This window comes from Coprococcus phoceensis, assembly GCF_900104635.1.
Classification (GTDB): Bacteria; Bacillota; Clostridia; order Lachnospirales; family Lachnospiraceae; genus Faecalimonas; species Faecalimonas phoceensis.
Genome location: NZ_FNWC01000007.1, coordinates 568,385 through 588,334, shown reverse-complemented (window position 1 = coordinate 588,334; position 19,950 = coordinate 568,385). Strand labels below are relative to the sequence as shown.

14 protein-coding genes are annotated in these 19,950 nt (G+C 41.9%); 2 read left to right on the top strand and 12 right to left on the bottom strand.

All coding sequences use genetic code 11. From position 1 onward, the window contains the following. Window positions 1-3 precede the first annotated feature (3 nt). The 3 genes from BQ5364_RS06485 to BQ5364_RS06475 form a co-directional block, all read right to left on the bottom strand. Window positions 4-1,410 (bottom strand): sensor histidine kinase, encoded by a 1,407-nt coding sequence (locus tag BQ5364_RS06485; RefSeq protein WP_022249936.1) that lies wholly within the window; start codon window positions 1,408-1,410, stop codon window positions 4-6. Window positions 1,411-1,524: 114 nt separating this feature from the next. After that, a complete protein-coding gene (locus tag BQ5364_RS06480; RefSeq protein WP_071143877.1) occupies window positions 1,525-5,280 on the bottom strand; it encodes a phosphoribosylformylglycinamidine synthase in 3,756 nt (1,251 codons plus the stop codon). A gap of 89 nt (window positions 5,281-5,369) precedes the next feature. Further along, on the bottom strand, window positions 5,370-6,068 hold the full coding sequence (locus tag BQ5364_RS06475; RefSeq protein ID WP_071143876.1) for a TIGR01906 family membrane protein: 699 nt from the start codon (window positions 6,066-6,068) through the stop codon (window positions 5,370-5,372). Window positions 6,069-6,167: 99 nt separating this feature from the next. Here BQ5364_RS06475 and BQ5364_RS06470 point away from each other — a divergent pair, with 99 nt between their 5' ends. After that, a complete protein-coding gene (locus tag BQ5364_RS06470; RefSeq protein WP_004611250.1) occupies window positions 6,168-7,052 on the top strand; it encodes a LysR family transcriptional regulator in 885 nt (294 codons plus the stop codon). Between the two features lie 5 nt (window positions 7,053-7,057). Here the strand turns inward: BQ5364_RS06470 and BQ5364_RS06465 are convergent, their stop codons facing one another. From BQ5364_RS06465 to BQ5364_RS06435, 7 genes are all read right to left on the bottom strand, one after another. Beyond that, a complete protein-coding gene (locus BQ5364_RS06465; RefSeq protein WP_071143875.1) occupies window positions 7,058-9,430 on the bottom strand; it encodes an ATP-dependent DNA helicase in 2,373 nt (790 codons plus the stop codon). A gap of 112 nt (window positions 9,431-9,542) precedes the next feature. After that, window positions 9,543-9,788, bottom strand: coding sequence for an HPr family phosphocarrier protein (locus BQ5364_RS06460; RefSeq protein ID WP_004611252.1), 246 nt, complete (start codon window positions 9,786-9,788; stop codon window positions 9,543-9,545). Window positions 9,789-9,877: 89 nt separating this feature from the next. Beyond that, complete coding sequence (locus BQ5364_RS06455) at window positions 9,878-10,645, bottom strand: TIGR03915 family putative DNA repair protein (RefSeq protein ID WP_022249930.1); 768 nt, start codon at window positions 10,643-10,645, stop codon at window positions 9,878-9,880. A 13-nt stretch (window positions 10,646-10,658) separates the two neighbouring features. Then, entirely contained in the window at window positions 10,659-11,999 is a 1,341-nt protein-coding gene (locus tag BQ5364_RS06450) for a putative DNA modification/repair radical SAM protein (protein WP_004611254.1), read from the bottom strand. A gap of 151 nt (window positions 12,000-12,150) precedes the next feature. Continuing rightward, entirely contained in the window at window positions 12,151-12,990 is an 840-nt protein-coding gene (locus BQ5364_RS06445; protein ID WP_004611255.1) for an Mrp/NBP35 family ATP-binding protein, read from the bottom strand. 13 nt (window positions 12,991-13,003) lie between these two features. Beyond that, window positions 13,004-13,381: a RidA family protein gene (locus BQ5364_RS06440; RefSeq protein WP_004611256.1), complete on the bottom strand. Its 378-nt coding sequence runs from the start codon at window positions 13,379-13,381 to the stop codon at window positions 13,004-13,006. A gap of 70 nt (window positions 13,382-13,451) precedes the next feature. Further along, window positions 13,452-14,426 (bottom strand): ornithine cyclodeaminase family protein, encoded by a 975-nt coding sequence (locus BQ5364_RS06435; RefSeq protein ID WP_071143874.1) that lies wholly within the window; start codon window positions 14,424-14,426, stop codon window positions 13,452-13,454. Window positions 14,427-14,624: 198 nt separating this feature from the next. On the opposite strand from BQ5364_RS06435, the gene BQ5364_RS06430 reads away from it, so the two are divergent. After that, complete coding sequence (locus tag BQ5364_RS06430) at window positions 14,625-16,721, top strand: glycogen debranching protein (RefSeq protein WP_004611259.1); 2,097 nt, start codon at window positions 14,625-14,627, stop codon at window positions 16,719-16,721. Window positions 16,722-16,749: 28 nt separating this feature from the next. On the opposite strand, the gene dnaJ is transcribed toward BQ5364_RS06430, so the two are convergent. Both dnaJ and dnaK read right to left on the bottom strand, forming a co-directional pair. Further along, window positions 16,750-17,943 (bottom strand): molecular chaperone DnaJ, encoded by a 1,194-nt coding sequence (dnaJ, locus tag BQ5364_RS06425; RefSeq protein ID WP_004611260.1) that lies wholly within the window; start codon window positions 17,941-17,943, stop codon window positions 16,750-16,752. A 118-nt stretch (window positions 17,944-18,061) separates the two neighbouring features. Beyond that, entirely contained in the window at window positions 18,062-19,936 is a 1,875-nt protein-coding gene (dnaK, locus tag BQ5364_RS06420) for a molecular chaperone DnaK (protein WP_022249927.1), read from the bottom strand. Between the last annotated feature and the right edge of the window lie 14 nt (window positions 19,937-19,950).

The window sequence follows — 19,950 nt, the reverse complement described above, 5'->3', positions numbered from 1 at the left end:
CTCTTATTCCCCCATCGGCAGTGTAAATATAAATTCTGCCCCTTTTGTATCTTTTCTGCTTTGCACACAGATCTCACCGCCATGTGCAGTTATGATCGACTCACAGATTGCAAGCCCAAGCCCTATACCTCTGCTTGTATCTGCGCCCCTTCGATTCGTTGTATAAAACATCTTAAAAACATTCGGAATATCTTCCTTTGCAATTCCCGTGCCCTTGTCAGCAACTGAAAACACTGCTTTTTTTTCTTTTTCATCTACTGAGACAGTCAACCGAATCTCTTCTTCCACTTTTGTATGCTTCACCGCATTATCCAAAAGATTGACCAGCACTTGCCCGATCAGCCTTGCATCCATCGGTACCAACAACATCTCTTCGGGAATATCTATCAAAATATCGCGTTCCGGAGCCCTCTTGCCAATGACCTTTACCGCCATCTCAATCACTTCCTCCACCGCTTCCATCTGTTTTTTCAATACTAGCTTTCCATCCTGCATACGTGTCAGATTCAATATATTTTCCACAAGTGCATGCAGCCACGCCGCATCTTTATAAATATTTTCTGCAAGCATATACCGCTCATCCTGTTTTTCTGTCATTCCCATCAATATCTCACTTGTCCCCATAATACCAGAAAGCGGTGTTCTAAGATCGTGGGAAATTGCTCTTAGCAGGTTCCCTCTGTAACGTTCTTGCGCAATCTCTTCTCCCACCTTGATTCGCTCCGCCTCGCTTCGAAATCTGTCCATTGCAAACGCTGTACTCTCAATCATCGAACGCAGTATCTTTTTTTCAGATTCACTCAATGTCTCCGAATTCTCTTTCGGAATCCGTACAACTCCTAATATGGATTTCTTTCCACATATCTGCCATTCTTCGAACGCCGGATTTTTTCTTTCTTCTTTTTCCTCCAATTCCTCGTCAAAACAGATACAGGAAACTTCCACACCTACTACTTTTCCTATTGCTTTTGTCGCTATTTCCATCGTCTCGTTCAGATTTTCCGCGTTCGTCAAACGGTTCGTCAAATGGTACAACGACCTTGCGGACACCTCTTTTTCCTGTGCTTCTCTCACTTTCTGTTTTACCTTCGCCGTCAAAGTACTTGTTGCAACAGATGTAATCGTCATAACAGCAAACGTGATCAGATAGGTTGGATTACTCACAAACAAGGTAAAATATGGCGACGTAAAAAATATATTAAATGCACATGTCGCAATGAGCGATGCCATAATCCCATAAACATGTCCTTTTGTAAACCGCGCTGTCAAAACTACCGATAAAATGTAGACAATTACAATGTTTGTCTCCGGAAAATGTAGCACGCGAAATGTCCAGCCAATCACCGTTGCCACCGAAAGCAACAGAAGTGTGATCATAAAAGATCCCGCTTTTTCCAATTTCTCTTTCATAAATATCTCTTTTCCTCTCTTTCCTTCTTATCATACCAAATAAAAAGATACGATGCACCCTTTTTTTATATGCATCGTATCCTTTTCTGATATAGAAACTATAACACTCTATTCTTATTTGAAATATTTTACACCGGATTCAAAGATCTGCAGATCCTGTTCTCCGTAAATATTGATTGCAACAGAATCACCGCGGCGTTCTGAGTGAGCCATTTTCCCAAGTACACGTCCATCCGGGCTTGTGATACCTTCGATCGCTCTGTAAGAGCCATTTGGATTCCACTCTTCATCCATTGTGATTGTTCCATTCAGATCACAATACTGTGTTGCAACCTGTCCGTTTACGAATAATTCATTCAACACTTCTTCTGATGCTACAAAACGTCCTTCTCCGTGAGATGCCGGGTTTGTATAAACTCCGCCAAGCTCAGCTCCCTGCAGCCAAGGTGATTTGTTTGTCACAACTTTTGTATATACCATTTTCGAAATATGACGTCCGATTGTATTGTAAGTAAGTGTCGGAGATTCTGCTGTCTGTCCACATACTTTTCCGTATGGAACCAATCCTAACTTAATCAACGCCTGGAATCCGTTACAGATACCAAGTGCAAGACCGTCACGTTCGTTCAATAATTTTTCTACCGCTTCTTTCAACTTCGCATTTTGGAATGCAGTTGCAAAGAATTTTGCAGAACCATCTGGTTCATCTCCCGCACTAAATCCACCTGGGAACATAATCATCTGTGCCTGTGCAATTGCTTTTTCAAACTCAGCGACAGAATCACGGATATCTGCTGCATCCAGATTTTTGAACACTTTTGTGATCACTTTCGCTCCGGCGCGTTCAAACGCTTTCGCACTGTCATATTCACAGTTTGTTCCTGGAAATACAGGAATAAATACAGTTGGCTGTCCAATCTTATGGCTGCAGATATGGATGCTGTCTGTGTTGAACAGTTGTTCTTTCACAGCTTTCGCCTCCGTCTGTCCCGAAACAGTTGGGAATACTTTTTCAAGCGGAGCTTTCCATGTATCAACTGCTTCTTTCAATTCGATTGTCACGTCACCATATTCAAACGCCGCTTTATCTGTCACTTCACCGATGACTGTATATGTAATTGCAAGCTCTGATACTTTTTCTGCCGCTACTTCTGCAATGATATCAGCAAATGCAGGTGCAAACAGATCTCTCTTATCCACATTGCTTTCAATTTTCACACCCATACCGTTACCAAATGCCATCTTGCTGACAGCTGCTGCAATACCGTGTCTGTCTAATACGTAAGCGGATACGATGTTTCCGTTTTGGATATCTTCTCTGAATTTACCATACTGATCCATTACCTGAGCATATACCGGAAGATCATACTGATCCTTTTCCACACGGAGCCATACTAACTTGTTACCTGCTTTTTTCAATTCCGGTGTAATGATGTCTTTCTGCTCTGCCACATCCACTGCAAATGATACAAGTGTCGGAGGCACGTCGATATCCTGGAATGTTCCTGACATACTGTCTTTTCCACCGATAGATGGAAGTCCTAATCCAAGCTGTACATCATATGCTCCAAGAAGCGCTGCAAATGGCTGGCTCCATCTTGATGGATCTTCTGTCATTCTGCGGAAATATTCCTGGAACGTAAGACGAATCTTACTGTAATCTCCACCGTTTGCCACAATTTTCGCCACAGATTCAAGCACTGCGTAAACTGCACCATGGTATGGACTCCAGCTTGACAGATACGGGTCAAATCCATAACTCATCATAGTCACTGTATCACATTTTCCGGTCAATACCGGTAATTTTGCAACCATAGCCTGTGTCTCTGTCATCTGATATTTTCCACCGTGCGGCATAAATACAGAGCCAGCCCCGATAGAACCGTCAAACATCTCCACAAGACCTTTCTGAGAACATACATTTAAGTCCTTTAAGGTATTCAACCATTTTTCTTTTACATCATCGACATCCTCTTTCACAAGAATACTGTCTTCTCTGTTCGGAATGTCAACTGCCACTGTTGTCTCCTGATGTGCACCGTTTGTGTCAAGGAATGCGCGGGAAATATTAACAATCTCTTTTCCTCTCCATGACAATACTAATCTTGGAGTCTCTGTCACAACAGCCACTTCTACAGCCTCTAAGTTCTCTTCTTTTGCATATGCCAAAAATTGCTCTACATCTCTCGGATCAACGACAACAGCCATACGCTCCTGTGATTCAGAGATCGCAATCTCTGTTCCGTCAAGACCTGCATATTTTTTCGGCACCTTATCTAAATTCACCTGAAGTCCATCTGCCAGCTCACCAATTGCAACAGACACACCACCGGCACCAAAGTCATTACACTTTTTAATTAATTTACTTACTTCTTCTCTTCTGAACAGACGCTGAATTTTACGTTCTGTCGGTGGATTTCCTTTTTGAACTTCTGCTCCACATGTCTCGATAGACTCCTCTGTATGCACTTTAGAAGAACCTGTCGCTCCACCACAGCCGTCGCGTCCTGTACGTCCACCCAATAAGATAATGATATCTCCCGGATCCGATGTCTCTCTGATAACCGCTCTTCTTGGCGCCGCACCTAAAACAGCGCCGATCTCCATACGTTTTGCCACATAATCCGGATGATAAATCTCTTTTACTGCACCGGTTGCAAGACCAATCTGATTACCATAAGAACTGTATCCATGCGCCGCTCCTGTCACCAGTTTCTTCTGTGGCAATTTTCCTTTCATTGTCTCTTTTACGGACACAGTCGGATCTGCTGCACCGGTCACACGCATTGCCTGATATACATAAGTACGTCCTGACAATGGGTCACGGATTGCTCCACCAAGGCAAGTAGCTGCTCCACCAAACGGTTCGATCTCTGTCGGATGGTTGTGTGTCTCATTTTTAAAGTTCACAAGCCATTCTTCTTCCACACCGTCAACCACTACCGGAACAACGATACTGCACGCGTTGATCTCATCAGACTCTTCCTGATCTTCTAACTTTCCTTCACGTTTTAATTTGCGCATTGCCATAAGAGCAAGATCCATCAGGCATACGAACTTATCTTCTCTTCCTGCAAAAATCTCACTGTGTGTGTTCAAATAATGTTTGTATGCATTGACGATTGGCTCTTTGTAATCGCCTTCCCCAAAACTTACTTCTTTTAATTCTGTAGAGAATGTTGTATGACGGCAGTGGTCAGACCAATATGTATCCAACACACGAATCTCTGTCATAGAAGGATCTCTCTTTTCTTCTCCCTTGAAATAGTTCTGAATATGAAGAAAATCTTTGAATGTCATGGCAAGTCCTAAAGAATCATATAATTCTTTTAACTTGTCCTCTTCCATATCTTTAAAACCGTCAAAGATTTTTACATCTTCCGGCTCTTCAAACTGTGTAATCAATGTCTCTGGCTTTTCCATACCAGTCTCTCTGGAATCTACCGGATTGATGCAGTGCGCTTTGATTGCGGCAAATTCTTCATCTGTAATCGCACCTTCAATGACATAAGTCGTTGCTGACTTGATTACCGGCATCTCGTCTTCTTTGATGAACTGCACACACTGCACTGCAGAATCTGCACGCTGATCAAACTGCCCCGGCAAATATTCTACCGAGAAAATTCTGCTTCCCTCTTTCACTTCAAATTCTTCTTTATATAAAATGTCTACCGGCGGTTCGGAAAAAATACCGTTGCACGCCGTCTCAAATGTTGCATCTGAAATATTTTCAATGTCATAGCGAATCAGCACACGTACATTTTCCACCGTCTGAATTCCCAAATAGCTTTTTAATTCTTGTTTCAACTCTTTTGCCTGTACTGCGAATTCTTGTTTCTTTTCTACATATACACGTTTTACACTATTCATATTATCCTCCATCTGTAATTCCATTTTGGCTACTACCCTTATCCTACCACATTTCGCATCATTAGTATAATTAATATATCTTAACTCACTTATAAGTTTTTCTTATTCGCTTTCTGTCGGTGCAAAATAAGCATACTGAGAATCAGCAGTATTGCCAGCATACCAATAAAAATACTTCCTATCCGAATGACCATATCAAAGAAAAATCCTTCCGGAAGCATTCGGATCATCAAATCCGTTGCAGGATCCAACAGCCATAAATCATTGTCAAAAAAGATCTCATGAAATAAGAAAAAATACTTATTAAAATCAGATGCGAACAATACTCCAAGACCTCCTGAAATTACAAGAAACGCTCCCAAACCTGTCAAAAATGATTTTGGCAAAATCCGTTTCCAGTTCCCCTTTGTGAAAATCAATCCACTCAACGAAATCACAAGCACGATAATCGCACTAAAACGCAATGTCAGACCTCCCAAAAATAAATTCTGTACATCCACCATATGCGCCTTCTCCCGATCATTAAAAAATTCCTGTTTTTCTCCATTCACAGTTGTCCAAACAACCAGATCCTCCCTGTCTCCTCTCAGATACGCCATCATCTCTTCTGTCACATCCATGACATCATCCATCTTCATCTCCAAATCTTCCGTGACATTGTATTTTTCATATTCCTTTTCATACCACCCAAAATCACTGTAAATTCCGATTTCAAAACTGGAAATGAGTAAGATGACAATCACAGAAAGAATTGCTGTCATTCCCAAAAACCAATGTACTATCTTCATACATTCATCTTCCTTTCCCACTAAATTTTCTATTCTCTATTGTAATTATACCTTTTACCCCTTATAATAAGAACAGCACTTTTATAAGGAGGACTAATAATGGATATCAATTACGAGTTATATAAAGTATTTTTTTATGTTGCGACAACCTTGAGCTTCTCGGAGGCGTCCAAGCAGCTGTTCATCTCTCAATCAGCCGTCAGCCAATCAATCAAAGCGCTTGAAAAAAAATTGGACCAGACCTTATTCATCCGGAGCACAAAACGTGTACAGCTAACACCGGAAGGCGAGATTCTCCTTCGTCATGTGGAACCAGCGATGAATCTGATCAAACGTGGAGAATCACAGCTGATTGATTCTTCTTCCACCGGAGGACAGATTCGCATCGGCGCAAGTGACACGATTTGTCGTTATTTTTTAGTTCCATATTTAGAACGGTTTCATAAAGAATTTCCAAACGCACATATTAAAGTAACAAACCAAACTTCAATCAAATGTGTAGAATTATTGGAGACAGGTCAGGTAGACCTGATTGTCATCAACTACCCGAATTCCTATTTGAGCAATCTTTATTCTTTTAAACAGATTGCGGAATTCAAAGATGTCTTTATCGCCAACCGTTCTTTTGCAGAACTGAAGGATAAAGCCTTATCATTACGCGATTTACTGAACTATCCTATTTTGATGCTCGATCGAAAAAGTACGACAAGTGAATTTTTACACAGTCTTTTCCAAAAACATCAGCTGGATCTCGTCCCTGAGATCGAACTCAGCAGCAATGATCTTTTGATCGACCTTGCTAAAATCGGATTGGGAATCGCCTTTATTCCGGATTACTGTGTCCCGAAAGATTCCGACGATCTGTTTGTGGTTCACACTGATGAGGTTCTTCCTACAAGACAACTCGTTGTCGTTCACAATGAGCATGTCCCGGTATCGAAAGCAACCTTGGAATTTTTAAACTATTTTCAACCTATTGAATAACCTTTTCAGACGCTTATATCAGACTCCGGTTCGATATAAGCGTTTTCCCAAAACTGCTCTACTTTCTCTCCGATTGTCTTTACATTACAATAAGTAAGTTTTCTCCACTCTCTTGGAAAAATCTCCAAATATCTTCTTCCTGCAAAGCGATCGTCCAAAAGTGCAATTACCCCTTTGTCTTCCTCCGTTCGTATAACACGCCCCGCTGCCTGAAGCACCTTGTTCATCCCCGGATACAAATATGCATAGTCGAACCCGTTTTCTCCATGCCTGTCAAAATATTGTTTTAAAATCTCACGTTCATTGCATACTTGCGGCAGTCCGGTTCCGACAATCATCGCCCCAATCAGACGCTCCTTTGTCAAATCAATTCCCTCTGAAAAAATGCCTCCCATCACACAAAATCCTGCCAGACTTCCTTCTCTTTCTGCTTCGAATTCCTGTAAAAATGCTTCTCTGTCCTGTTCATTCATATTCTGTTCCTGCATCATACAACACATCTCTTCTGTCCTGTATCTCTCAAATGTCTCCCGCACTTCTTCCATAAATCGGTACGACGGGAAAAACACAAGATAATTGCCTGGTTTTGCCTGCATGACATTCTTGATATAAATTGCAAATCGCTCATACATCTCATATCCGCGCCTTGTGTACTTTGTACTGACATCCTGTCCCAACACCAAAAGGCGATTCGCCTCCTTAAACGGCGAATGTGCGTACACCGCATAGTCATCCGTCTCTACGCTCAACAACTTTTTATAATACCGGATGGGCAAAAGTGTTGCCGAAAAGAACACAGTACTGTTGCCCTGACTTAAAAAATTTTGCAATTTTACTGCCGGATTCACACAGAATAATTTCAACTTAAAGTCTCCGCCTTCCTCCAATTCTGTATAAATCACATAATTTTCATCCACTTCTTCATAGATGTTAAGAAAGTTCCGAACATGAAAGTAGAACTCTAAAACTTCCTCATCTACCTGCTCCTTCTCTTCCAAAAGCTTTTGCAGACCATTCATTACATTCAACAATTTCAACGCAAAATGGGAAATACTATTATATTCTTTATAAGTCTGGCACTCTCTTTTCATCTCCAGCAACATTTGATTGCATCCCTCTAATTGCCGTGTCAGTTTCACACTCTCATATCTGACTGCTTTTTTCATCTGTAAAAACTCTTCTTTATAGAGAACCGCACTGTACATCTCCCTGCCACGCTCCACAAGGTTATGCGCCTCATCAATCAAGAATAAGTATTCTCCCTTTTTTCCCTCTGAGAAAAACCTCTTCAAATGTGCATTCGGATCAAATACATAATTATAGTCACAGATAATGGCATCCACCCACAACGACACATCCAATCCCATCTCAAACGGACATACACTATGCTTTTTCGCTTGAGTCTCTATATTCTCCCGGCTCATCTCCTCCATCGTAGTGATCATTTCATAAACCGCATCATTCACCCGGTCAAAATGTCCCTTTGCATATGGACATACATCTGGGTTGCATTCCGCCTTTTCACAAAAACAGATTTTCTCTTTCGCGGTCAATGTTGCAACTTTATACTGCAGACCGTTCTTTTTTAGAATCTGAAATGCCTGCTCTGCCACAGTTCTTGTAATCGTCTTCGCCGTCAGGTAAAAAATCTTATCCCCCAGTCCTTCTCCTACCGCTTTCACCGCTGGGAATATAGTTGTCATCGTCTTTCCTACACCTGTAGGCGCCTGAATAAATAATTTTTTCTTCCTCAGAATTGTCCGGTAGACAGATGTCACAAGCTCTCTTTGCCCCTCTCTGTAAGGATATGGAAATTCTGCCTCCTTTATGGTCGCATCCCTTGTCTGCCTCCACTCGATTTGAAAGCGCGCCCACTTCTCATATTGCATCACAATATCAAAAAACCATCTCTCCAATTCCTCAATCGAAAATGTCTCCTGAAAACGTTTCACTTCCTCTGTCTCCATCTGACAATATGTCATCTGTACTGTAATGCTATCCAGTTCCTGCTGTTTTCCATAGATATACCCATAACATTTTGCCTGTGCAAGGTGCACGCTGACGGGCTTCTCAATATATTCCAGCTCACGCAAGACTCCTTTGATCTCATCAACCACAACTCCATCTGCTGTCTTCTGAATTCCATCTGCTCTTCCCTCTATTTGAATCGCAAATCCCTCACAGGGAACCGTAATCTTTAACGGAACCTCCGCATGATAGTCAGATCCCATCTGTCTTTGAATCTTCCGGTGAATTCTTCCACCAAGCTGCATAGCCTCTTTATCCGGCAGCCCCGCTTTTCTATTATCAATATCGCCTTCCCGCAATATAAACTCCACCAAATTGCGAACAGAAATACGAATTATCTTCTCTTCCATCTGTATTTCCTCCCGCCTCATTATAGCATGTTTATTTATCCATGTGTAAAATAAAAGCCCCAAACCTTCGGCTTACACCGAAAAAGATTCAGAGCTTCCTTCCATCACATATCTATGCTGCAAATTTTCTTAATGTCTTTTCAAAATTATCATTCTGTCCACCATACTGAACAGTCAGAGGCTGAGTCAAATCTAAGCTTAGAACTCCTAGAATAGATTTAGCATCAATTACCACACGGTTATAAAATACATCGATGTCAAAGTCGCACTGCCCAGCTGCTCTTACAAATTCTTTTACATCTTCGGTAGCAGATAGTCTTATTTGAAACTTCTTGTCCACTGTGATCACTCCTTTCATGGTATTGCTAAACACATTTTTTTATTATACCAATTCAATCGCTTGTCGTCAATTGTCGAATTGTATAATTAGAACTCATTTTTTGTCGATTATTGTACAAATTCAACCATATTTCCACGAAACCGAATCGGTAAATGCTGTCTCTGTCTCTGGTAACTCTCTCTTTCTTCTATTGATATATTTTCAAAGAAGCCCTTCCAAAGTTCGGAGTACGTGTTCTCTGCATAGGATACCCTGTTTATCTTTTCTTTATTCAATTTTTCATTCCAAACAAGAAACCAATTCTGCTGTTTGCGATGTATCAGAAACATCTGGTGGGTCTCATCATAGATCATCCAGTTTTCTAACGGCAAACGATTTGCAAAATGATCTGCGATGCATGTAAGCACTTGATTTTTAGGTGCAATTTTCGAAAAAAGCACTCCACTCTCCAACTCAGAAAAACGGATAAATTCCTGAAAACAGTGTGCTTCATTCTCCACTGTTCTCTTTAGCTCGAACACTTTTCTAACCTGCTTATGCGACAAATGCTCCATAATCTTCCTTTTATCGTGTATTCGCCTCGCCTCCTGCATCATTCCAAGAACTGCATTCGCCTTCTTTGCATCCTCTGCCAATATTGCATAATAAATATTCCGGTACACCTCCATCCCCAGATTCTTTTTTATCATATTCTCCACTGCAATTGCCTTTTTCTCACTCTCCACACTTTCAGTGTATTCACAAAAAAGTTCCTGGTTCATCATCCCTTTCAGCGCAATCCCAGTCTCTCCGGAAGAGAGTACAATCTTCCACGCATCGTAAATTGCCGAAAAAATTCCTGTAATCGTATCATTGCATACAAAAATCTGCTTCATATCATCTTCTCCATTACCTAAAAACTTTATCCACTCTGTTTTGTTTTGCCCGTTCGCTCCCAAAGCTTACATCATCAAATAACGACAATTGTCTGTAGTTCATCTGTTCTACTGTAAGCGGCAGTTTTTCCCCTACATGAAGTAGATTGCGCAAAATATAATCTTGTTCTATCTTCGTCGGATACATCATCTTTCCATTACAGGTCAGAAAATATAACGCTCTCTTTAACACGACCCCCATCTTCTTTAAATCCGTAAAATCCAATGTTCCCATTCTTCTTGCTTTGACAATTCTTCCAGCAGATTTATACCCGATTCCCGGAACCCGCAAAAGCATATGATAATCAGCTCGATTGACTTCCACCGGAAAACATTCCAGATGTTCCAGTGCCCAATTGCATTTTGGATCTACCAACACATTGAAATTCGGGTTCTTTTCAGACAGCAATTCTTTCGCCTCAAATCCATAATATCGCAGCAGCCAATCAGCCTGATACAAGCGATGTTCCCGCAACAATGGAGGACCGTCTCCCGTTCTTGCCGGAAGATGTTCATCCTCATTCACATGGATAAACGCAGAATAAAACACGCGTTTCAATTCAAACTTTTTATAAAGAGATTCTGCAACATTGATAATCTGAAAATCCGTCTCCGGAGTAGCTCCGATGATCATCTGCGTACTCTGTCCTGCCGGAACAAACCGCGGCGCATTCCGATAGACTGCTACCTCATTCTGATTCTCAGCCATCTTACTCTGCACAAGGCGCATCGGCGCTAATATATTTTTTCTATTCTTATGTGGAGCAAGCTTTTTAAGTCCTTCTGCTGTCGGAAGCTCCAAATTCACGCTCATCCTGTCTGCCAAAAATCCTGTTCTTTGTATCAGTTCCTGATCTGCTCCTGGAATTGCCTTTACATGGATGTATCCCTGAAAATGGAACTCTGTCCTTAACTTATAAAGCGTCTCATAAATCAATTGCATCGTATAATTCGGACTATGCAGAATTCCGGAACTCAAAAACAATCCTTCTATATAATTCCGGCGGTAAAATTCAATTGTCAGAGTACATACTTCATCCGGAGTGAAGGATGCTCTTCTCACATCATTTGAAGAACGGTTAATGCAATATTTGCAATCATAAATACATTCATTTGTAAACAAAATTTTCAATAATGAAATACATCTTCCATCTGCTGAAAAACTATGACAAATTCCAGCCTTCGCACAGTTCCCTATTCCATTGCCAGCGTTCTGCCTGTCAACTCCGCTCGATGTACATGCCACATCGTATTTCGCCGCATCTGATAAAATATTCAGTTTTTCTAAAAGAGACATCTGTTCTGTGATTTTCATCTTTTTGCTCCTCTTTACTCGAATGTATGTTCTGTTTCTTATATTATCACACAGAACAGATGTTTGCAATAGTGACTTCAAATTTTCTGCAGTTTTAAGATCTTCGCTTACAAAAAAGACGCACAAGATTCTCTCTCATACGTCTTCTTTTCTACTGCAGTCTTTCCACTGCATCTTTCAAATATTCATTTTTCACTTCATAGAATTTCTCTGCTTCCACCATCTCAGCAAGCTTCGGATCGATTGGCATTTTCCCAAGTACACTCATGCCAAGTTCTTTTGCAATCTCATCAATATGGCTTTCTCCGAATACAGAGATTTTCTTTCCGCAATCCGGACATTCCAAGTAACTGTAATTTTCAACAACTCCGATAATCGGAATATTCATCTGTTTTGCCATATAGTAGGTCTTTTTCACAATCATCTGAACAAGATCCTGCGGCGATGTCACGATGACCACTCCATCTACCGGCAAAGACTGGAACACTGTCAATGGCACATCCCCTGTTCCCGGTGGCATATCTACGAATAAGTAATCCAAATCTCCCCAGAGTACTTCATTCCAGAACTGTTTTACAACACCTGCAATGACCGGGCCTCTCCAAATCACCGGTGTATCCTCACTGTCCAACAAAAGATTGACAGACATAATTCTTGTCTCATCTTTTGCAATACACGGAAACATTCCAACTTCTGTTCCCATCGCGTGCTCATGGATTCCGTACATCTTCGGAATAGATGGACCTGTGATATCTGCATCTAAAATCCCCACCGAATAACCTTGCTCTCTCATAAGTCTTGCAAGCGAGGCTGTAACCATCGATTTTCCAACTCCGCCTTTTCCACTGATCACACCGATTACTTTTTTAACATGTGTGTATTCATTTGCCGGCACTGTCATATCTACTTTCTTGCTCGCACAAGAATCTGCGTGTGCACAGCCAGAACAGCTCTCAGAAGAGCATGCTCCGTTATTTTCCTGTTCTGCCATCTTGATTTCCTTCCTATTCTTCTACAACTGCGATTAGTTCCACTTCACAAAGCACATTTTTTGGTAATGTCTTAACTGCCACACAGCTTCTCGCAGGCTTTGATGTAAAATATTTTGCATACACTTCATTGAATGCTGCAAAGTCTCCCATGTCGCTCAAGAAACATGTTGTCTTTAAAACTTTGTCAAATGAAGTTCCAGCTGCTTCCAACACAGCTGCAAAGTTCTTGCACACCTGCTCTGTCTGTCCTGCAATATCTGTTGCCTCCACAGTGTCTGTCTCAGGATTGATTGGAATCTGCCCTGCTGAATAAAAAATACCGTTATGTACATATCCCTGTGAATATGGTCCCAATGCTTTTGGTGCTTTTTCTGTTGCTACTACTTTCATAATCCTGTCTCCTTTATTTCATCATTTGCAACCGTTCAACTGCTAAAACTTAAATCAGCCGAACTGTTACTTAAAACTCAATCTGCTGCCCGATTCCTTTTTGATTGGCATCGTCCATTAATCTCTGTGCTATACACACATCAAACAGCCCCATACCGACTGACTTGAAATATGTTGTCTTTTGAGTAAGTGCATCTTCATCTATGTCTGAATCGATCAGTTCATGCATATATCGAACTCTGTCTTTTGTCAGAATCCCGTCTGCCAGCGGCTGACTTAAGTCCCCGCTCTCTTCACATGAATATTCCAGTTCCACATAAACGTCATCCACCAGCTCAAATACAACATCTGGAATCTCGCGCATTGTCGGTGTATAAGAACCGATTGCAATAATGCATTTTCCACTTAACAGCTCTTTATCATTTGGCAGCACTGCCTTCTCAGATGGTGTTGCAGTACAGATAATTTCGCTGCTTTGCACCAGTTCCTCCACCGTATTACATTGTACCACTTTTGTCCCCGGATTATCAATCGCTTTTTCTAAACGTGCCAGATAATCTGTCAAGTCCCGTCCACTGTGATTGAACACATAGACAGTGTGGATATCTCTCGCCTTGCATGCATAGAGCGCCAAATGAAATCCCTGTACGCCTGCGCCCACAATTCCGACCGTGTGGCAATCTTTTCTCGACAAATGCCGGATACCGACTCCGCCGACAGCTCCTGTTCGGTATGCCGTCACTGTCTGTCCATCCAAAATTGCCAGCGGTTTTCCTGTCTTTGGATCATTCATCAACACCAGCCCATCAATTGACGGAAGTCCAAGACTTGCATTTTCCGGAAAAATCGTAAGCATTTTTGTCCCCAAACTGTCTTTGGTATAACACGGCATGTAAATCAGTGTCTTATTATCATGCTCCACTGTCGGTCTTGGCGGCATATAGTAAGCTCCCGATTCAAAGATCTTATATGCCTCCTCGATCTGATCCATCATTCCGTCCAAATCAACTGACTTTTCAATATCTTTCTTATTTAATAGTAACATCTCTATTCTCCTTATTTCTATAATTTGCACCTTGAAATCGTGATACACATCTTCAGTGTGCCACGCTTTCTTTTCGTTCTATTTTAACACAAACAGCACTCTTGTACTATTTATTTTTATTTTGTTTATTCTCTAAAATTATGCTACAATATAGTCATATTGTTAGACAACTCAATTTCAGACAAAGGAGGACGGCTTATGCAAAAATCAATGATACACTCAGACCACATGGTTCCTCTTGATACTTTAGAGGGGTTTCGGATTCGCCCCGGATTCTTTGATATAAATGGAGCAACCGCACTTTCTGACGGCGTATGTTTTACCATCCACTCACAAGGTGCCACTTCTTGCGAACTTCTGCTTTATGAGCCTTATGCAAAAGAACCATTTGCTATTTTAAAATACCCTGACAACTACCGCATCGGAAATGTTTTTTCCATGATTGTATTTGACCTTGATGTGGAAGATTTTCAATATGCTTTTCGTCTTGACGGTCCTTATGATAAGAAAAAAGGTCTTCTATTTGATAAACACAAACCACTTCTGGATCCGTATGCCAAAGCTGTTGTCGGACAAAGTGAATGGGGACAAAAACCGGATGCATTTCTTGGATACCGGGGCAGGGTTGTGAAAAACAATTTTGACTGGGGGATTACCAAACCTTCGATTATCCCCATGGAAGATTTGATCATTTACGAAATGCATGTACGCGGTTTTACAAAAGATGCTTCTTCCGGTGTTGCACATCCCGGCACATTTCACGGAATTATGGAGAAAATCCCATATTTGAAAGAACTTGGAATCAATGCAGTCGAGCTGATGCCCATTTTTGAATTTGATGAGATGCGGGATCACCGTGTGATTGATGGAAGGGAACTGCTTGATTACTGGGGCTACAACACAGTCAGCTTTTTTGCGCCAAATACAAGCTACGCATCTGACAGAGAATACAATCATGTCGGTACAGAATTAAAGCAACTGATAAAGACACTCAAAGAAAACGGTATTGAAGTCATCCTGGATGTCGTATTCAATCATACTGCCGAGGGCAATGAAGATGGACCGTTTTTCTCCTTCAAGGGGATTGACAATAATGTGTATTACATGCTCACTCCGGATGGAAACTATTATAATTTCAGTGGTTGTGGAAATACCGTCAACTGCAATCATCCGGTTGTCCAACAGATGATTGTGGAATGTCTGCGATACTGGGTTACGACATACCGGGTGGATGGTTTTCGTTTTGATCTTGCCTCAATCCTTGGTCGCAATGAAGATGGAACTCCGATGGATAAGCCTCCTCTTTTGCAGACACTCGCTTTTGATCCGATTCTCGGTGATGTGAAATTGATTGCGGAAGCATGGGATGCAGGCGGTCTCTATCAGGTAGGAAATTTCCCTTCCTGGAAGCGTTGGTCAGAATGGAACGGAAAGTACCGGGACGATCTGCGCGACTTTCTAAAAGGAGGGTACTGGAAAGCGCCGGAAGCCGCACTTCGAATTTCCGGATCCAGCGATCTATACAATCCATTTGAACGTGGAACAAATGCTTCTATCAACTTTATCACCTGTCATGATGGTTTTTCATTATATGATTTGTACTCATACAATCACAAGCACAACGAAGCAAACGGCTGGAACAACACAGACGGCAGCGACGACAACCGGAGCTGGAACTGCGGCGCAGAGGGCGACACAAAAGATCCTTTGATTTTAAAACTCCGCTACCGTATGATCAAAAACGCTTTCGCTGTATTGATATGCAGCCGTGGGACTCCGATGTTCTTATCCGGCGATGAATTCTGTGACACCCGGTTTGGCAACAACAATCCCTATTGTCAAGACAATTTGACCTCTTGGCTTGATTGGAAATTACTTGATACTCATCGAGATATCTTTGAATTTTGTAAATATATGATTCATTTTCGCCGCAATCACCCGGCGATACGAAAAAGCATCGCACAAAGCCACTGCGGATTTCCACCAATCAGCCAGCACGGCGCCACGCCGTGGGATGATAATTTCACTCAGGATTCCAAAATAGTATGCACCATGTTCGCCGGTCACGATGAAAAACAGGACTTGGAAGACATTGTCTACCTCGCTGTCAATCCCTATTGGGAGTCTATTCTCATCCATTTGCCAAAACTTCCGGAACCGCTGCAATGGCATCTTGCTGTGGACACCTCCCTGTCAGACACTGGCGGATGCACGTTTGAAAAGGAACAGATGTCCCATGTCGGCAATGATTATCTGATTGGGGCACGTACTGTCGTCGTCCTGACCGCCCACTAAAATAAGGAGGTACTTACGTACCTCCTCACTAATCTTCAAAGGACTCTTTTAATTTATCCATAAATCCTTTTTTCTTTCCTTTTTTCTTATCCGTCTTCTCGGAATCGATATCCTGATTCAATGTGTTTCCAGTCAGTGCATCGAATTTACGAAGCGCTTCTTTCGCTTCTGCACTCAATTTCTCCGGTGTCTGGATGACAAGTGTCACATAGTGATCTCCTCGAACCTGTTTGTTGCGAAGCGATGGTACACCTTTTCCTTTGAGACGTACTTTTGTGTCTGTCTTTGTTCCTGGTTTTACATTATATAGAACATCCCCATCCACCGTCTTAATGCGCACATCTCCACCGAGTGCCGCCTGCGCAAATGAAATCGGCGCAGTAGAGAAAATATGCATATCCTGACGTCCAAAAACAGGATGTCTAGATACCGTTACTTCTACCAGCAGATCGCCTCTTGGACCACCGTTTGTTCCCGGTTCTCCTTTTCCACGGATTCGGATACTTTGTCCATTATCGATACCTGCCGGAATGGATACCTGTATCGTCTTTTTGCTTGCCACATAACCTGTTCCCGCACAATCAGAACATTTCTCTTTGATAATCTTCCCTGTTCCATGACAATCCGGACAAGTCTGTACATTCTGTACGGTTCCAAAGAAGGACTGAGAAGTATATACAACCTGACCTTTTCCACCACATTTTTGGCAAGTCTCCGGAGAAGTTCCAGGTTTTGCACCTGTTCCGTTACATGTTGTACATGGGTCTTTGATGACCACTTCCAATTCTTTTTCACATCCGAATACAGCTTCTTCAAATGTAATCCTTACACCTTTTCGGATATTTGCCCCCTGCATCGGTCCATTGCCAGCACGACCTCCACGGCGACCTCCCCCGAACAAATCTCCGAAAATATCTCCGAAAATGTCTCCAAAATCCGCACCACTAAAATCGAAACCGCCGAAGCCGCCACCAGCTCCGCCTGCCCCGCCTTCAAATGCCGCATGACCAAACTGATCATATTGACGACGTTTTTCGGCATCACTAAGTACGGCATACGCTTCTGATGCCTCTTTGAATTTCTTTTCTGCTTCCTTATCTCCCGGGTTCATATCCGGATGGTATTTTTTGGCCAATGCCCGATACGCTTTTTTCAATGCTGCATCATCTGCATTTCTGTCAACGCCAAGCACTTCATAATAATCTCTCTTCGTTTCAGCCATAACTTTTTAACCTTTCTATTTTTTCATAAGGAAGTTCTGCGAAACCTGATTTTACTCAAATTCCGCAGAACCCTATTCATCTCGCTAAGCCCGCTCGAACAGTCTTCGCCTAAGTGCTCTAGACTTCTTTGTAATCGCCGTCTACAACATCGTCTCCGTTAAATCCTTCCGGTGCCGGACCTGCTTCTGGTGTTGGTCCTCCTTGAGCTCCTGCTGCACCTGCTGCGGCTCCAGCCTGTTCATACATCTTTGTAAATAACTGCTGTGCACTTGCCATCAGTTTTTCTTTACCAGCTTTAATCTCCTCTACCTGAGCATCTGTCATCTCTTCTGGATTCGATTTTGCCAAAGTATCTTTCAGTGCCTGAATATCCGCTTCTACAGCTGCCTTTTCTGTTGCATCAATCTTATCTCCAACTTCTGAAAGTGCTTTCTCTGTCTGGAAGATCATTGCATCTGCATCGTTTCTTGCATCGATTGCTTCTTTACGTTTTTTATCCTGCGCTTCAAACTCAGCAGCTTCTTTTACAGCTCTGTCGATATCCGAATCTGACATATTGGATCCTGCTGTAATCGTAATATGCTGCTCTTTTCCTGTTCCCAAATCTTTTGCAGATACATTTACAATACCGTTTGCATCGATATCAAATGTAACTTCAATCTGAGGAATTCCACGTGGAGCCGGAGCAATACCGTCAAGTCTGAACTGACCGAGAGATTTGTTATCTCTTGCAAACTGTCTTTCACCTTGTACGACATTGATATCTACTGCTGACTGATTGTCTGCTGCTGTAGAGAAAATCTGACTCTTCTTTGTAGGGATTGTTGTATTTCTCTCAATCAATCTTGTAGCAATACCACCCATTGTCTCAATAGATAATGAAAGTGGAGTTACATCAAGTAAAAGAATGTCGCCTGCACCTGCATCTCCTGCTAATTTACCACCCTGAACAGAAGCTCCTAAAGCAACGCATTCATCTGGGTTTAAGGATTTGCTTGGCTCTTTTCCTGTAAGCTGTTTTACTTTATCCTGTACTGCCGGAATACGTGTAGAACCACCGACTAACAATACCTGACCTAATTCAGAAGCTGTAAGACCTGCATCTGACAATGCTCTTGTAACAGGTTCTGCTGTTCTCTCCACCAAGTCATGTGTCAATTCATCAAATTTTGCTCTTGTAAGGTTCATGTCAAAATGTTTTGGACCTTCTGCTGTCGCTGTGATAAATGGCAGGTTGATATTTGTTGTAGTTGCAGATGAAAGTTCTTTTTTCGCTTTTTCTGCTGCTTCTTTTAATCTCTGAAGCGCCATCTTATCTGTAGAGAGATCCACACCTTCCATGCGTTTGAACTCTGCTAACATGTAATCTGTGATCTTCTGGTCAAAGTCATCTCCACCAAGTCTGTTGTCTCCGGCTGTAGATAATACTTCGATAACGCCGTCACCAATCTCAATGATAGATACGTCGAATGTACCACCACCAAGGTCATATACCATAATCTTCTGTTCTTTTTCGTTGTCAAGACCATACGCAAGTGCTGCTGCTGTTGGTTCGTTGATGATACGTTTTACATCAAGACCTGCAATTTTACCAGCATCTTTTGTTGCCTGACGCTGAGCATCATTAAAGTAAGCCGGTACTGTGATAACTGCTTCTGATACTTTTTCTCCAAGATACCCTTCTGCATCTGCTTTCAGTTTCTGAAGGATCATTGCTGAAATTTCCTGTGGAGAGTATTTTTTATCATCGATAGATACTTTGTGATCTGTACCCATCTCTCTTTTAATAGAAGAGATTGTCTTGTCAGCGTTTGTAACTGCCTGACGTTTTGCAGGTTCTCCTACGAGACGTTCTCCTGTCTTTGTAAATGCTACTACCGATGGTGTTGTTCTTGCACCTTCTGTGTTGGCGATAACAGTTGGCTGTCCACCTTCCATAACTGCTACACAGCTGTTTGTTGTTCCTAAGTCAATACCAATAATTTTTCCCATGATTTTGTCCTCCA

Excerpts from the sequence above, each read along its gene's own strand:
- BQ5364_RS06445 (WP_004611255.1), bottom strand. The coding sequence starts at position 12,990 with ATGGCAGAACAGGAAAATAACGGAGCATGCTCTTCTGAGAGCTGTTCT.
- dnaK (WP_022249927.1), bottom strand. The coding sequence starts at position 19,936 with ATGGGAAAAATTATTGGTATTGACTTAGGAACAACAAACAGCTGTGTA.
- dnaJ (WP_004611260.1), bottom strand. The coding sequence starts at position 17,943 with ATGGCTGAAACGAAGAGAGATTATTATGAAGTGCTTGGCGTTGACAGA.
- BQ5364_RS06480 (WP_071143877.1), bottom strand. The coding sequence starts at position 5,280 with ATGAATAGTGTAAAACGTGTATATGTAGAAAAGAAACAAGAATTCGCA.
- BQ5364_RS06450 (WP_004611254.1), bottom strand. The coding sequence starts at position 11,999 with ATGAAAATCACAGAACAGATGTCTCTTTTAGAAAAACTGAATATTTTA.
- BQ5364_RS06435 (WP_071143874.1), bottom strand. The coding sequence starts at position 14,426 with ATGTTACTATTAAATAAGAAAGATATTGAAAAGTCAGTTGATTTGGAC.
- BQ5364_RS06430 (WP_004611259.1), top strand. The coding sequence starts at position 14,625 with ATGCAAAAATCAATGATACACTCAGACCACATGGTTCCTCTTGATACT.
- BQ5364_RS06475 (WP_071143876.1), bottom strand. The coding sequence starts at position 6,068 with ATGAAGATAGTACATTGGTTTTTGGGAATGACAGCAATTCTTTCTGTG.
- BQ5364_RS06455 (WP_022249930.1), bottom strand. The coding sequence starts at position 10,645 with ATGAAGCAGATTTTTGTATGCAATGATACGATTACAGGAATTTTTTCG.
- BQ5364_RS06460 (WP_004611252.1), bottom strand. The coding sequence starts at position 9,788 with ATGAAAGGAGTGATCACAGTGGACAAGAAGTTTCAAATAAGACTATCT.
- BQ5364_RS06440 (WP_004611256.1), bottom strand. The coding sequence starts at position 13,381 with ATGAAAGTAGTAGCAACAGAAAAAGCACCAAAAGCATTGGGACCATAT.
- BQ5364_RS06470 (WP_004611250.1), top strand. The coding sequence starts at position 6,168 with ATGGATATCAATTACGAGTTATATAAAGTATTTTTTTATGTTGCGACA.
- BQ5364_RS06485 (WP_022249936.1), bottom strand. The coding sequence starts at position 1,410 with ATGAAAGAGAAATTGGAAAAAGCGGGATCTTTTATGATCACACTTCTG.
- BQ5364_RS06465 (WP_071143875.1), bottom strand. The coding sequence starts at position 9,430 with ATGGAAGAGAAGATAATTCGTATTTCTGTTCGCAATTTGGTGGAGTTT.